The 17,043-nt window shown below is 38.6% G+C and carries 8 protein-coding genes; all 8 read left to right on the top strand.

Going from position 1 to position 17,043, the window contains the following annotated elements; all coding sequences use genetic code 11:
* The first annotated feature begins 13 nt into the window (after positions 1-13).
* On the top strand, positions 14-2,575 hold the full coding sequence (locus tag DWZ03_RS16465; protein WP_008665498.1) for a GH116 family glycosyl hydrolase: 2,562 nt from the start codon (positions 14-16) through the stop codon (positions 2,573-2,575).
* 89 nt (positions 2,576-2,664) lie between these two features.
* Positions 2,665-5,916, top strand: coding sequence for a SusC/RagA family TonB-linked outer membrane protein (locus DWZ03_RS16460; RefSeq protein WP_120130412.1), 3,252 nt, complete (start codon positions 2,665-2,667; stop codon positions 5,914-5,916).
* Between the two features lie 12 nt (positions 5,917-5,928).
* The gene (locus tag DWZ03_RS16455; protein ID WP_005823643.1) at positions 5,929-7,419 is read left to right on the top strand and encodes a RagB/SusD family nutrient uptake outer membrane protein; all 1,491 of its coding nucleotides are present in this window, start codon (positions 5,929-5,931) and stop codon (positions 7,417-7,419) included.
* Positions 7,420-7,502: 83 nt separating this feature from the next.
* Entirely contained in the window at positions 7,503-8,699 is a 1,197-nt protein-coding gene (locus tag DWZ03_RS16450; protein WP_005823642.1) for a sialidase family protein, read from the top strand.
* A 15-nt stretch (positions 8,700-8,714) separates the two neighbouring features.
* On the top strand, positions 8,715-9,905 hold the full coding sequence (locus tag DWZ03_RS16445) for a glycoside hydrolase family 172 protein (protein ID WP_120130411.1): 1,191 nt from the start codon (positions 8,715-8,717) through the stop codon (positions 9,903-9,905).
* 37 nt (positions 9,906-9,942) lie between these two features.
* Positions 9,943-12,552, top strand: coding sequence for a glycoside hydrolase family 3 N-terminal domain-containing protein (locus DWZ03_RS16440; RefSeq protein WP_120130410.1), 2,610 nt, complete (start codon positions 9,943-9,945; stop codon positions 12,550-12,552).
* Positions 12,545-14,362 (top strand): family 20 glycosylhydrolase, encoded by a 1,818-nt coding sequence (locus DWZ03_RS16435; protein ID WP_120130409.1) that lies wholly within the window; start codon positions 12,545-12,547, stop codon positions 14,360-14,362. The genes DWZ03_RS16440 and DWZ03_RS16435 overlap by 8 nt, the downstream gene beginning before the upstream one ends.
* Before the next feature lie 25 nt (positions 14,363-14,387).
* A complete protein-coding gene (locus DWZ03_RS16430; protein ID WP_120130426.1) occupies positions 14,388-16,943 on the top strand; it encodes a GH116 family glycosyl hydrolase in 2,556 nt (851 codons plus the stop codon).
* Positions 16,944-17,043: the final 100 nt, after the last annotated feature.

Genomic DNA, 17,043 nt, shown 5'->3' with positions numbered 1-17,043 from the left:
AAAAAAATGATATATGAAAAATGGATTTTATTTTTTAGGTCTATGTATCTGCTTGTGTTTATGGGCTTCTTGCTCCAGTATGGAAGAAGTACGTGATTATAATGAAAAATATACGGGAGAGTATACGAGCAGGATTGCTTTCCCTATTGGGGGATTGGGGACGGGAATGTTTTGTGTAGAAGGTAGTGGTGCAATTTCTAATATGAATATTAGGCATAAAACTGAGATGTTGAATGAACCGACAATGTTTGCCGGATTATATTTGAAAGGGGTAGATAATGGTAGTATTGTTGTGGAAGGACAAGTACCGGATTGGAAAAAATTTGGCCAACCACAGTCAACAAAAGGATACGGCGGCACGTGGGGATTACCTCGATTTAAAGATTGTGATTTTGAAGTAAAATTCCCTTTTGCCAAATTGAGAATGAGTGACGATGAACTGAAGATGGACGTGACAATGAAGGTTTGGAATCCATTTATTCCTACAGATGAAAATAACTCAGGGCTTCCAGTTGCTGGTTTTGAATATACGTTTAAAAATAAATATGCTAAAGAAGTAGAAGCCATATTTTCTTATAATTCAAAGAACTTTGTAGATATTCGTAATGGAGGAGCATCTATTAGGCCAATTGAAAATGGTTTTATAATATCACAGAAAGGAACAGAAACGCAGCCGTTTCATCAGGCTGATTTTGCAATCTTTACAGATGAACCGGAAACTAAGGTTAATTATTGTTGGTTTAGAGGATGGTCTTTTGACTCATTCACGATGTGCTGGAATGAGATGAGCAGTGGGGTAATTAAAGAAAATCCTGCTAATATGGCGGATGCTCCCGGAGCTTCCTTGTATGTACCGTTTAGATTGCAACCGGGAGAGTCAAAGACAATCCGTTTATATATGGCATGGTACGTTCCTTTCTCATTAGTTCGTGAGGGATTGGAACCGATTGATGATGTAGATGTACCTATCGTACCTGTAGTTAATGAAAGAGGAGAGCCCGCAGGCTATATTGATACTTCCATTCAGTTGTCCGATAAATACCGTCCCTGGTATAGCAGTAGATTTGCAAATATAGAGGAAGTCGCAGACTATTGGATGAAAAATTATAATACGTTGAAAGAAAAAACAGAGCTGTTTACTGATGCATTTTATGCTACAACTTTGCCTGCTGAAGTTGTTGAAGCTGTTGCTGCTAATCTTACTATATTAAAATCACCTACGATTTTTCGGCAATACGATGGTCGGATGTGGAATTGGGAAGGTTGCGGTAATGAATATGGCTCTTGCTATGGTTCTTGTACACATGTTTGGAATTATGCTCAAGCTATACCTCATTTGTTTCCTAAAATGGAAAGAACACTGAGGGAAACGGAATTTTTTGTTAGTCAAGCTAAGAATGGGCACCAAGCATTTCGCTCTGCACTTCCTATCCGACCCATCAGACATAATTTTCATGCAGCAGCTGATGGGCAGTTAGGTGGTATTATGAAAGTATACCGTGATTGGCATATATATGGTAATGACGAATGGTTGAAGTTGATTTATTCATACGTACAGAATAGTCTTGATTATTGCATTAATACGTGGGATCCTAAAAGGAAAGGTGTTATAGAGGAACCTCATCATAATACTTATGACATTGAATTTTGGGGGCCTAGTGGTATGATTAATAGTTACTATACTGGCGCATTACAAGCATTTGTTGCTATGGGTGAACATTTGGAGAAAGATATGACAGAATATAGAGAGTTGCTAGATAAGAGTATTGACTACATGGAAAATCAATTGTACGACGGTGAATATTTTATTCAAAATATTCGTTGGAAGGAGTTGCAGGCTTCTGATCCGACGAAAGTACAGTCTGTCAATTCTAATTATTCGAAAGAGGGTTTGGATTTATTGGAAAAGGAAGGGCCGAAATATCAATACGGAAAAGGCTGTTTATCTGATGGAGTAGTAGGAGCATGGCTTTCTTTGGTCTGTGGACTGGACGAGGCTATAGATAGAAAGAAAATATTAAGTCATTTATTGTCTGTTCATAAATATAATTTAAAGAGGAATCTCAGAAAACATGTAAATCCTCAGCGCTCGACTTTTGCTTTAGGTGATGAAGGAGGCTTATTATTATGTTCATGGCCCAAAGGAGGAAAGTTACAACTTCCTTTTGTTTACTCCAATGAGGTATGGACAGGTATTGAATATCAAGTGGCTTCTCATTTGATGTTTGAAGGTGAGGTTGAGAAAGGACTTGATATTGTCCGTACTTGTCGTGATCGGTATGATGGAAGAGTACGTAACCCATTTAATGAATATGAATGTGGGGCATGGTATGCCCGTGCAATGTCTAGTTATGCTATGCTCCAAGCTTTGACTGGAATACAGTATGATGCAGTGGATTCTACTTTATATATTGATTCAAGGATAGGTGATGATTTTACGTCTTTTTTGTCGACGGAAACAGGTTTTGGTAATGTTGGTCTAAAAGATGGTAAACCTTTCATTGAGGTGAAATATGGGAAGATTGATGTGAAAAAGTGCTTTGTTTCTGACATAGAAACAGATTTTGTTAATTGATAGAGAAAGGAGGAATAATGGAAATAAGAAGAAAGTAATTATACAGTGGTGAATCTAATAATAGTTTGAAACACAAATAATCAAAAAAAATGAAAACAATAGACATTAAATCTAATAGCAGGATATTACATTGGGCATTTTATATTTTCCTTTTTACTGTTTTGAGTGTGGGAAGTGTATATGCATCGGAAGATACTCCGTCTGTATTATCCACTAATCAATCAGAAAAGAAAACAGTAAAAGGAAATGTGATGGATGAATATGGACAACCATTGGTGGGGGTAGCTGTACAAGTTAAAGGAACTTCATTAGGTGTTGTTACTGATTTGGATGGAAATTTTAGTTTTAGTATTCCAGTTGATAGTCGTGCCTTGTTATTTTCTTATTTGGGAATGAAAACTCAAGAGGTATCTGCCAATAAGAGTAACTATAAAATAGTGATGGTAGAGGATGCCACCCAAATGGAGGAAGTTGTAGTCATTGGGTATGGTTCTCAGTCTCGTGAGAAGATTACGACATCTGTGACCAAGCTTGATAAAGAGGCTTTGAAGAATGTACCCTATGCAAATGCAGCTTCAGCCTTACAAGGTACAGTGTCTGGTGTACGTGTGCAAAGTATTTCAGGGCAACCAGGTGCAGAACCTCGTATTATAGTCCGTGGTGGTACTTCCATTAATAATCCTAATGGTGCTACTCCACTATATATTATTGATGGTGTTATGAGGGCGAATATGGTTCATATAGCTTCGGAAGATATTGAATCCATCCAAATTCTGAAAGATGCTGCTGCTACTTCTATTTATGGAGCCCAAGGTTCAAATGGTGTTGTAATTGTTACTACTAAAAAGGGGAAGGCCGGTAAAACCAGAGTTGAATATAGATATAATCTGACAATTTCTGATATTGGTAAAAAATATGAATTTGCCAGTGCTGAAGAATTTTTGACCCTTATGAGGAAAGGTATGATTTCACCAGCGAAATTTGGAAAAGCTACCGAACAAAGATTGATAGGACATTTAGGTTATGGAACAGGAAATGATCTGACTAATAATACTGCCTTCTCTACTCAATACTTGACTGATGAGAATCGCTATAAATTAGATCAAGGGTGGAAATCAATGCCAGATCCAGTAAATCCGAGTAAGACATTGTTATACTCAGATACTGATTTTCAGGATAAAATTTATCGTACTGGTTTTTCTCATAATCACCATATTGAAGTTTCAGGTGGAACGGAAAAGGCTACCTTTAATATGGGATTAGGGTATATGACTAATGAAGGAACTGTTATTACAACTTCATATAAACGGTATAATTTTAGTTTGAATGGTTCTTTGCAAGCACGGGATAATTTGAAAATTTCAGCTAGAACTACTTATTCAAACTCGTTTACGTATGGTTCTCCATTAGCTGCAGATGCAACATTCTATCGTTCACCGGCTGCCTCACCTACCACTAAATTCAGATTTGAAGATGGTAGTCTGGCTCCAGGAGCTGCCCAGTATCTGGGAAATGCTGTATATCATATGAACAAGGCACAAAGAGAGTATGACTATCAGAATTTATCAATAGGAGTAGATGCAGATTGGACTATATTGCCAGGATTGTCTTTCAAACCAGCTCTTTCTTTATTTGAAGTGAACAGTAATAACTATACTTTTTGGGATGCTTTTTGGAATGGACCGAGAGATTATATAACTACAAGAAATGCAAATGCTGATACTTACAAATGGCGGCAATATCAGGCAGATGCTGTATTCAACTATGTTAAATCTTTCAATGAAAAACACAATTTGAATGTAACAGCTGGTTATGCTTATTATTTTAGGAAAGAGGCCCGTTTAGCAGCTGCTGGTAGAGGTGCTTCTACTGATTTGATTCCTACTTTGAATGCCTCAAGTGTTCCTGTAAGTGTGAGTAGTTCTATTACAGAGCGATCTATGCAAGGTATTTTTGCTCGTATAGGGTATGATTATAAGGATAAATATTTGATTTCTGTATCTGCAAGATATGACGGTGCTTCCAATTTGGGTACGAACAACAAATGGGGATTTTTTCCTGGCGTGTCATTAGGGTGGCATGTGGATAAAGAAAAGTTCTGGTCATTTATGCCTGAGAATCTAATGCGTCTGAAATTGCGTGCCAGCTATGGAGTAAATGGTAATATTTCAGGCTTGGGGGATTATACGGCTCAAGGTAGTTATAGTGTAGGATCTAAATATTTAGGTAATGCAGGTATCACTATGGGAACTATGGCAAATCAAGACTTGAGTTGGGAGGAGTCTAAGACATTTGATATCGGTACTGATATTTCCTTTTTTAATAATCGGTTAAACTTTATCTTTGATTATTTCAATCGTACCACAGATAATTTGCTGACAAATCGCACTTTACCTCATTCTACAGGCTTTGGCTCTATTTTCACTAATTTAGGGCGTTTACAAAATAGAGGTATTGAGTTGGAAATGAATGCAAGAATATTACCGGTATCCAGTTCTATTCAATGGTCATTAGGTTTTAATGCCTCGAAGGTGACCAATAAAATATTGAAGCTGCCAGATAATGGGGTTGAAAATAATCGGATTGGTGGTGAGTACATTTGGGATGCTAAACTGGGTAAACATACTTGGCAAGGTGGTTTACAGGAAGGAGGACGAATTGGAGATTTGTTTGCCTATAAGATGATAGGTGTATATTCTACTGATGAGGAAGCACAGAATGCTAATGAGCCGATAGATAATGTTATTACAGTCCCTGATAAAACCAAATATGGTGGTGATGCAAAGTGGCAAGATACTGATGGTAATGGTGTGATTGACAGTAAAGACCGTGTATATGTTGGTAATATTTATCCGGATTGGACTGGGGGTATTAATACTTCTCTATCTTATAAAGGGTTCGATTTGTATTGCAGACTTGATTTTACATTGGGTCATACCATATATAATTTTGCCAAAGGCTTTTTGGATTATAATTGGCAGGGTGATAATAATATGACGAAAGATGTCGTAAATCGCTCCTGGAAAGAACAAGGTGACAAAGCGGACATGCCGAGATTCTATTGGCATGGTGATCGTGGACAGCAGAATGCTATCCGAGGTAGCTCTTTGTATCATGAATCAGGAGATTTTCTAGCCATTAGAGAAGTTTCTTTAAGTTATACAGTTCCTGCAAATATCATACAAAAGATTCGTTTAAGCGGACTTCGGTTTACGGTTACGGGAAATAATCTGCACTATTTTACTAAATATTCTGGTCTTAATCCAGAAGAAGGTGGACAGGATAATGGTAGATATGCTATGCCGAGAAATATTATTTTTAGTGCAAATGTATCATTTTAATAAAGTAAAGTTATGAAAATTAGAAATATAATAAATAGTACAATAGCTTTGTTTATGGTCCTGACATTTGCTTCTTGTGATGCACTAGACCTTAAGCCAATAAGCTTTATAACGAATGAATCTTTCTGGCAGACAGAAGATGACGTGAAGGGTGCGTTAAATGGTATTTATGTCCAGTTACGAGGAGCTGCTGAACATGATTTGTATATATTGGGGGAAGCGCGTAGCGAAATACTGACTGTAGGTATCGGTGGATATGGCGGATATGATATTTATTATTATAATACGTTGACACAAGCTAATATGCCTATATCCTGGATACGTTATTATCAGATAGTCAATTCATGCAATCTTCTTTTAAAGTATGCTCCCAATGTGACTTTTAATAACGAGACTTCCCGCAATAAAATGTTGGCTCAAGCTTATACAATGAGGGCTTTCATGTATTTTGTGATGACTCGTACATGGGGGGATTTGATAATCCATACAGATCCTATTGAAAACACAAATTCAGAAGTCCTTTATAAAGAAAGAAGACCCCAAACGGAAGTTTTCCAACTGATAAAAGATGATTTGGAGAAAGCTTTGTCTTTATATCCGGATGACAATTTCGGTGATCAAAGAGCTATGTGGTCAAAACCGGCAACATTGGCTTTGAAAGCTGAAGTATATCTTTGGAGTGGAAAAAAAATGAATGGTGGAAGCAGTGATATTGAAACTGCATTAAATGCTTTGAATTCAATTAAAACGGATAAGCTTCGTTTACAGCCGGATTTTGCTGATGTATTTGCTTATGATAATAAGGGTAATGATGAAATCTTGATGAGTGTTAGATTTCAGGATTTGGAATCTGGTATTAACTATTTCAGATATATGTGGATACATGCGAGTGCTGTTCCTGGAGATGCTCCTCAAGAGGTAAAGGATATAGTTTATCCGATAGGGCCGGGACAAGGTATTATAGTAGCTTCGGACGAGTATAGAAAGCAATATACAGAAGATGATACTCGAAAAAATGCTTCTTTTCTTGAGATTTATTCTAAAGATCAGGAAACTGGAGAAAATAAATTTTATGTTAGTGTAGTATTAAAAGGTAAAGGCTTGGTGCGAGATGGTGATCGTATTTTTGCAGATGATATCATATTGTACCGTTATGCTGATATTTTATTAATGAAGGCTGAGGCTAAAAATGCTTTGGGACAAGATCCTTCTGCAGAAATTAATGAGGTCAGGAAACGTGCATATAAAGACAAGTATGAAGAGCATATTTATGTGAATAGCACAAAAGAGGCGAATGATGCAGCTATCTTGAAAGAAAGACTTTTAGAATTGGCTTTTGAAGGTAAAAGGTGGTGGGATTTGGTACGTTTTGACAAAGCCTTTGATTTGGTTCCTTCTTTGAGAGAGCATAAGGGGGAAGATTATATGATGCTGTTCCCCATTCCTTTGTCAACAATAAGCGTGGAGCCGAAAGTTACTCAAAATCCTGGTTGGGATAAATAAAGTATATTATTGAAATCTTTCCAATATGTTGTAACTTTACAGCATATTGGAAAGATTGATAAACGAACATAATAAAATTATATATGAAAAAGTCTATATTTCTCTTTTATTGTCTGCTTGTCCACTTGTGTTCTGCGACAACATTGTTTGCTCAACAGAATGACGTTTTGATACCAGGTGTCAAGAAAATAAAGGATGTAATAATATATAAGGATACCATGTTTTACTCCGCTTTTCCTTCAGCTGTAAAATTATCGAATGGAGAGATACTGGTATCGTTCAGAAGAGCTCCAGACCGTAAAGTCTTTAAGGAGAAGAAGAATAATCATTTGGACCCGAATAGTTATCTGGTAGTAGTGAGATCCAAAGATGGCGAACATTGGACCAAGGAACCGGAACTGCTTTATGCCCATCCGTTTGGAGGCTCACAAGATCCATGTTTGTTGAAGTTGAAAGATGGAACACTGCTATGTGCTAGTTATTTGTGGACATTTATTCGTCCGGATGGTTTAGCTGTTCTTAAGAAACCGTTCGTACAGAATACAGACGCTGTTTTTGCAGGAGGATATTTGCTCCGTTCTTATGATGATGGTAGAACTTGGAATGATTTGATTATACCTTGTAGCGTTCCGTCTGAAATAAATTATAGTGGATTGGGAGGTAAATTGCCGGCTTATAATCGTGGCGCTTTGTATGAAGGAAAAGATGGACGTATTTTTTGGGCAGTAGTAGCTTCTGATACAGAAGCTTTAAGAAATACGTCGGTCTATTTGCTTATATCCAAAGATAAAGGAAAAACATGGGAATACGGTACGAAAATTGCTAAAGATAAAAAGGTCTCGTTTAATGAGACTTCCATGTATGAAACGCCTAATGGGGATTTGATTGCTTTTATGCGTTCGGAAGCGTTTGGTGACCAAGCTTGTATTGCACGGTCCATAGATGGTGGGAAAACATTTGGTGAATGGAAAAGTATGGGGTTCAAAGGACATCCTCTCCAGGCAATGAGGCTGCCAGACAATAGAGTTTTGTTGACATATGGTTATCGTCATGAACCTTGTGGAGTTAGAGCCAGAATTCTTAATGCAGAATGTACAGATTTTGCCACGGCTCCTGAGATTATCATAAGAGATGATGCGGATGATGGAGATGTCGGATATACATGGGCTGTACAGCTGGATGAGAAGAGGGTATTGGTGGTATACTATATAAACTTTGACAGAGCCAAAGGTACTAGACATATACAAGGCTCTATTTTAGAGATTGAACCGCAAGGATAATTGTTAATACATAATATGATGAAGAGAAAACAAATTCCGGGCAATATGGATTCCAGCCTTCAAAAGATGTCTCGTCGTAAAGCATTGGCTACTATGGCAGGTGCCGTAGGATTGGCAGCATTACCTGGTGTAGGGCATGCATTGAATCCCATCAAGAAAGAACGGAGAGACATTCAAACCTCTGCTTTTACATCTATCCATACTATGCGTAACGCTGTATCTCGTCAGTTTACGACTTTTGACTTGAATACTAAGATTAAAGCCCATTTGGTTGGACCGGGTGAGAAATCTGTACTGGTAGATCACACTTCTCCTGGTGTAATTACCCGTATGTGGTTTACTATTAATGGTTGGTTTTGGGAAAATTGGGATTTAAGTAAGGAGCGGTGGCCTGATCCTACTATTTTGAAAATGCTGATTTTGCGTATTTATTGGGATGGTGAGGACTATCCTTCTGTAGAATGTCCGATTGGTGACTTCTTTGGTATAGGGCATTGTGAATATAAGCATTATATGTCCAAATATATAGGTATGTCCAGTGGAGGTTTCTATTGTTATTTTCCGATGCCATTTAAAAAGGTAAGGATAGAAGTGGAAAATCTTCATCACCGTTTGACTACAAGCGTTTTCTTAAATGCCAATTATGATCAATTGGAGAGTTTACCTGAGGGTATGGGACGATTCCATTGTTTATATAATGCTGGTACCAATCCTGGTTATGAACCATTAACCATATTGCAGACTAAAGGACATGGACATTTTATTGGCTGTTCCTTGTCCATGCAGAGTTGGCTTCCAAACTACTTGGGATATTTGGAAGCACCCGAGTTTATTTATATCGATACGGAAGACAAAAGTGTACCGACTATAGTTGGTTCTGGACTTGAAGATTATTTTAATGGTGGCTGGTATTTTAGGGAAGGTGAATTCTGTGGAGAGTTGCATGGAGTTCCTATAAAGGATCCGCTCCGTTCGATGGTGAGTATGTATCGTTATCATGAGCAAGATGCAATCTGTTTCAATGAAAGTTTTATTTTTGATTTTATAAATCCCCGTAAACCGGAGCAGACCCGGCCCTTTAAATTCTCTTCGGCGGCTTTCTGGTATCAAGACAAAGCTGTACCTCTGGCGTTCAAATTACCAGAGAAAGAAAAGTTGGTTGATTGGTATAGAATGCGTGATACAGACCATCAAGCTATACCATAAGATTGATATTTATATTTACTTTTTGAATTACTGAAATATGTTACTTGAAGATAGGATTTTGAAAAAATGGTTATTACCTTTTATATTGTCGGTTCTTATTGCCGTAGATTCCATGGCTCAATGCATTCCGGTGTACAAGGATTCTAGTATGTCTGTTGAACGACGGGTTACAGATTTATTGGGCAGAATGACATTACGAGAAAAAATAGCACAATTAAGTCATTTGCATGGTTATCAATTATACAATGGTCAAGAGGTGGATTACCAAAAATTAAGAGATGCAGCTGGTGATATTAGTTACGGCTGTATTGAGGGATTCAATCTTACTGGTGAAAATGTGCGGAAAGCATTTCATGCAATTCAGAAATATATGGTTGAAGAGACACGCTTGGGAATCCCAGTTTTTACAGTAACTGAGTCTTTACATGGCTCGGTACATGATGGTTCTACCATTTTTCCTCAATCTGTAGCCGTTGGTAGTACTTTTAATTTAGATTTGGCTTATCAGATGACTAAAGCAATTGCTACAGAATTAAGGTCCCAAGGGGTAATTCAGACTCTTTCACCAGGATTGGATGTTGTTCGGGATTTGCGATGGGGGCGTGTTGAGGAATCGTTTGGTGAAGATCCTTGGCTAGTGGGACAGATGGGGATTGCACAAGTGAAAGGTTATATTGACGGAGGAATATCTCCAATGTTGAAACCTTTTGGACCGGGAGGAGCTCCTTTGGGAGGGCTGAACTTGGCTTCAGTTGAGAGTGGAGAACGGGATATACGTAATATCCATATCAAGCCGTATGAGATGGCTGTTCGGAATACGGAAGTGAAGGCGGTGATGACCTCCTATAATTCTTGGAATGGCATCCCTAATTCTGCTTCTTCTTATTTACTGACGAATATTTTACGCAATGAATGGGGATTCAAAGGATATGTATATTCCGATTGGGGGGCAGTGGCTATGTTGAAGGATTTTCAGCATACAGCTAAGGATGATAGTGAAGCGGCTATCCAAGCCTTGACTGCGGGGGTGGACTTGGAAGCTTCCAGTAATTGCTATTGGGCTTTGGAGCAATTGATAGAGCAAGGCAGGTTTGATGAAAAATATGTGGATTTGGCTGTTGGACGTATCTTACGTGTTAAATTTGAATTAGGATTGTTCGAGAATCCATATCAGGGCGCTGACATGCCGGGAGTAGCCATGCGTACTAAAGAAGCGGTGGAGCTATCGCGCAGAGTGGCTGATGAATCGATTGTTTTATTGAAGAATGAAAATACTCTTTTACCCTTAAATTTGAATAAAATAAAATCATTAGCAGTGATTGGGCCGAATGCTAATCAAGTACAGTTCGGGGATTATACATGGAGCCGGAGTAATAAAGATGGGGTTACTCCACTTGAAGGCCTAAAGAAACGGGTTGGAAATAAGATAAAAATAAATTATGCGGCAGGATGTGATCTTATTACAGATAATAAATCCGGATTTGATGAAGCTGTAGCTGCTGTAAAAGCGAGTGACATGGCTGTTGTATTTGTTGGTTCTTCTAGTGCTTCACTGGCACGTGACTATTCAGATGCTACATGTGGGGAGGGGTTTGACCTCTCTTCTCTGGATCTGACAGGTGTACAAGAAGAATTGGTGGAAGAAATCTATGCAATAGGAAAACCTGTTATAGTTGTATTGGTTACAGGTAAGCCTTTTTCTATTTCTTGGATAAAAGAACATATTCCAGCCATAGTTGTACAATGGTACGGTGGTGAGAAAGCTGGAGATGCAATAGCTGATATGTTATTGGGAAATATTAATCCTTCAGCCAAACTTCCATTCTCGTTTCCGCAGAGCGTAGGACATTTACCGGTTTTTTATAATCATTTGCCAACGGACAAAGGATTCTATCGTCGTCCTGGTAGACCAAATGAACCTGGACGTGATTATGTTTTTTCTTCATCAGCTCCGTTATGGTCTTTTGGGCATGGATTGAGTTATACTACATTTGAGTATTTGAATGCTCATTATTCTGCAGAGTTATTACATCCATCTGATACCTTGATTGTCAGTGTATCTTTGAAGAATACGGGTAGTGTAGCGGGAAAGGAGGTAGTACAGCTTTATGTTCGAGATGTGGTCAGTTCGGTTGTGACTCCAGTCAAGCAACTGAAGGCATTCTCAAAACCATTCTTACAACCAGGCGAAATGCAGACAGTTGTTTTGAAGCTACCAATACAAGAATTGGCCTTATATGATTTGAGCATGAAAAAAGTAGTAGAAGAAGGGGAGTATGAAATACAGATAGGAACAGCCTCAGATGATATCAGATTACGAAGGACAATCTTTGTTGGCAGACAGCCGGTGACTAGTAATAGTCTTGGTCATAACGACTTCTGCATGGATGAAATTGTGAAGAATCCAGGAAGAAAGATAAAGGTTGCTGGTTGTGTCAGAGATGTACAAGCAACCCCTATAAGTGGAATTGAAATCAAATCTAATTATTCTGGTAGAACGGTTATAAGTAAGGAAGGCGGAAGATATTCCATTCTGACTGTAGAAAACGATGTGCTAACGATTTCTGCCAAAGGATTCGAGACAGTAAATATCAAGGTGAATAAACAAAAGGATATAGATATAAAATTGAATTACAGTCATGATTAAACACGAAATCAGATGGGAATACATATTGGTAATATGTATTATTCTCGGTACGTTACCTTGTAATGCACAGTCAGTAATTCCTATGCCAAAAGAAATGGTGATGGGAGAAGGTTCTTGGGATGTATCTGCCGATACACGTATGAATTACAGTAATGATGCGCTTACCAAAACAGTCAGTCTCTTTAATAATTATTTAGATGGACGGTTTGGGGTGACTTTGAAGAAAGGATCGAAAGGAAAGAATGCCATTCATTTGCAGATAGACAAGAAAATGCCTTTAGAGGCATATTCATTAGTTGTGGATGATAAGGGAGTAACAATCAAGGGAAGTGAAGCTGGAATATTTTATGGAATTCAGACATTGCAGCAGTTACTTGTTGATAAGGGAAATGGATGCATACAGCTTCCGTATATTATGATAAATGATGAACCCCGTTTTGGTTATCGTGGTTTGATGTTGGATGTTGCACGTTATTTTTACTCAGTGGAATATGTAAAAGAGTATATAGATTTAATGGCTCGTTATAAAATAAATAGATTCCATTGGCATTTGACAGAAGATGCCGGGTGGCGTATTGAAATAAAAAAGTATCCAGAATTGACCAAAATTGGGGCATGGCGTAATAGTACTCAGTGGGGGCATAATCCGACAGAACAAGATCGTATTCCACATGGAGGATTCTATACTCAGGAGCAGATTAAGGAGATTATCCAATATGCGGCAGATAGGTACATCACTATTGTTCCGGAGATCGATTTACCAGGACATACAATGTCTGTTTTAGCTACATATCCGGAGCTGTCTTGCACGGGCGGACCATTTCGGATACCGGAAACTTGGGGTATTAAGGAGGAAGTTCTTTGTCTCGGTAATGATAAAACCTATCGGTTTGTAGAAGATGTTTTATCTGAGGTGATAGATTTGTTTCCCGGTGAGTATATTCATATAGGCGGTGATGAGGCACCTAAAAGACGTTGGAAAGAATGTCCGAAGTGTCAACGACGCATTAAGGAAAATAAATTGAAAGATGAACATGAATTACAAAGTTACTTCATCCATCATTTGGATGAATTTGTAACGGGGAAGGGGCGAAAAATCATTGGTTGGGATGAAATCTTAGAAGGTGGTCTGGCACCGAATGCTGCTGTAATGAGCTGGAGAGGAGAAAACGGTGGAATTGCTGCAGCGGGAATGGGGCATAAAGTGGTGATGGCTCCCAATAACTATATGTATATTGATTATTATCAGAGTGAGGATTATACTAATGAGCCTTTAAATATAGGAGGACTGGTTACGTTGGAACATATCTACAGCTATGAACCTTATACGCCTAAGCTTACAAAAGAGCAATGCGGTTATATAATGGGGGTACAAGCTAATGTTTGGGGAGAATTTATACATCATCCTGATAAAGTGAACTATATGGCATATCCTCGGGCTATGGCCCTTTCAGAAATAGGTTGGTCACCTGCGGAAAAGAAGAATTATGCAGATTTCCGTGAAAGATTAGCGGGATGTTTGGCTGAACTGGATAGACAAGGGGTTACTTTCCGTATTCCCGAACCGATTGGTTGGGATAAAGCTATTGTTAGAGGCGGTAACGCGATAGTGGATTTGAAGCCGTCAGTAGAGGGTGCTGATATATATTATACCACAGATGGTACCGATCCTCGTTTATATGGAAAACTCTATACGGATACATTGCAGTTACCTTTATCTTTCAGTGGAGTAAATATAAAATGTTATCTCCGCCTTTCTTCCGGTAGAAGTAGTGCTGTTTATACAGTTGTAGCTCCTGATACAAAATAAAAAAATGATAATAAATACAGTATTTATGACGAAATATTTATTAATATGTCTGGTAGTTTGTGCACTGATTTTTCAAGGGTGCTGGCATCATGAGAGTGCGGTTGAACGTGGCTATAATGAGAAGTATATAGGTGAATATACGCGTAAAATAGCTTTCCCTATAGGAGGTATAGGCACGGGCATGTTCTGTATTGAAGGAACAGGAGCATTGAGTAATATGTCTATACGTCATAGACCGAATGTTTTCAATGAACCAACGATGTTTGCTGCAATTCATGTGAAAGGTTATGAGTATGGTACACGCATTCTGGAAGGGCCGGTTCCAGAATGGAAAAAATTTGGTGCTCCTAATTCCAGCCGTGGAGACGGCGGCTCATGGGGAATGCCCCGGTTTAAGGAGTATAGTTTCCAGTCACGTTTCCCTTTTGCGGAGGTAGAGTTGGCAGATCAGAATGTCCCTATAGATGTGAAACTGGTTGCCTGGAATCCATTTATACCAACGGATGAAGATAATTCAAGTCTACCGGTTGCTGGGTTTGAATATGAGTTTCATAATACCAGTAATGAGGAAGTACAAGCCGTCTTTTCATATAATAGTATGAATTTTATGCAAACTCCGGGTAGAGGTAAAGCGTATATAGATGCAGCAAAGAATGGATTCATTCTAAGACAGACAGGCACAGAGAATGAACCTTTCTGTCAAGGTGATTTTATGATTTATACTGACAATCCCCAGACGGTAGTTAATCATAACTGGTTTCGTGGAGGTTGGTTCGACCCATTGAGCATTTGTTGGGATAACTTGGAAGAGGGCAGAATGGAAGAGAATCCAGCAGGCTTGGAAGGAGCAGTGGGAGCTTCGTTATATGTGCCGTTTACTTTAGCACCTGGTGAGACTCGTAATATAAGGTTGTACATGGCTTGGCATGTCCCTTATTCACAAGAACGAATAGGTGGAATCCCACGTACAGATACTGATATCCCTGATGCACCAGTTTGTCCAGATGAATTGAGTAACTGTTATACTTATGAGAATAATTTTGAAGGGAATTACCGCCCTTGGTATAGCAGTAGGTTTGGCAGTATACAAGATGTTGCAAACTACTGGTTGGATAATTATGATGCATTGAAAAAGAATACTCAGTTGTTCACTGATGCTTTCTATGATTCTACTCTTCCACCTGAAGTTAAGGAGGCTGTTGCTACTAATTTGAGTATATTGAAATCTACTACAGTACTTCGCCAATACGATGGGCGTATGTGGAATTGGGAGGGAAGTCATGATAATTGGGGCTCTTGTCATGGTTCATGCACGCATGTTTGGAATTATGCGCAAGCTGTATCTCATCTTTTCCCAAAATTAGAACGTACATTACGTGAAACAGAATTTTTTGTGAGCCAGGATAAAAGGGGACATCAAGTGTTCCGTACGAATCTGCCTATCAGTCCTACTGTCCATGATTTTCATTCGGCGGCAGATGGGCAATTAGGAGGTATAATGAAGGTATATCGTGAATGGAGAATTATGGGTGATATAAATTGGCTGAAGATGATGTATCCAGCTGTGAAGAAAAGTATGGATTATTGTATCCGTACTTGGGATCCGAGAGAGGTTGGAGCTGTTGAAGAACCTCACCATAATACGTATGATATAGAGTTTTGGGGCGCGAATGGGATGATTACCAGTTTTTATGTAGGAGCATTACAAGCTATTTGCTTGATGGGTAAAACGGTAGGCGATGATATTTCCCGTTATGAAGAATTGATGAATAAAAGTAAAGCATATTTGGAGAGCAAACTTTTTGATGGAGAGTATTTTATTCAGAACATTCAATGGACTGGATTGGACGCTCCAGACCCAGTTGATGCCCAATCGTTTGTGACCCATTATACGCCAGAAGCTTTAAAAATCCTACAAGAAGAAGGTCCGAAATATCAGTATGGTAAAGGTTGTTTGTCTGACGGAATATTGGGCTCTTGGATGACATTGGTATGTGGAATGCCGGAGGTGGTCGATCGTCTGAAAGTAAAAAGTCATTTGATTTCTGTCCATAAGTATAACTTTAAAAAGAGCTTAAGTAACCATGTCAACCCTCAACGTTCCACCTTTGCATTGGGAGAGGATGGGGGATTATTACTTTGTACCTGGCCGAAAGGTGGTAAGCTAAAATTGCCTTTTGTATACAGTAACGAAGTGTGGACTGGAATTGAATATCAAGTGGCTGCTCATCTTATGTTTGAAGGAGAAGTGGAAAAAGGGCTTGAAATAGTGAGAACTTGCCGTGATCGTTATAATGGTCGTGTTCGTAATCCGTTTAATGAATATGAGTGTGGAGCATGGTATGCTCGTGCAATGGCCAGTTATGCTATGCTAGAAGGCCTTACGGGAATACGCTATGATGCAGTAGACAAAATTTTGTATATAGATTCGCGGATTGGAGATGATTTCACTTCATTCTTGTCTACGGAAACGGGTTTTGGTAATGTTGGACTTAAGGAAGGAAAGCCGTTTATAGATGTGAAATATGGGGTAATAGATGTACAGAAATGTATCGTTTCCGGTAAGGAAATTCAATTATAGTTTGGATAAGGTTCTTGATTATATACAAATTGTGAAATTTGTAGTATTGTAAGATTTACATGTATAGATTAGATGGTTTTATGAGAGTTCTGTGGGGCTG

Source organism: Bacteroides sp. AF29-11 (assembly GCF_003602895.1).
In the GTDB taxonomy this organism is placed as follows: Bacteria; Bacteroidota; Bacteroidia; order Bacteroidales; family Bacteroidaceae; genus Bacteroides; species Bacteroides uniformis.
The sequence above is the reverse complement of the archived record's forward strand: the minus strand, read 5'-3'. Positions and strand labels throughout refer to the sequence as shown.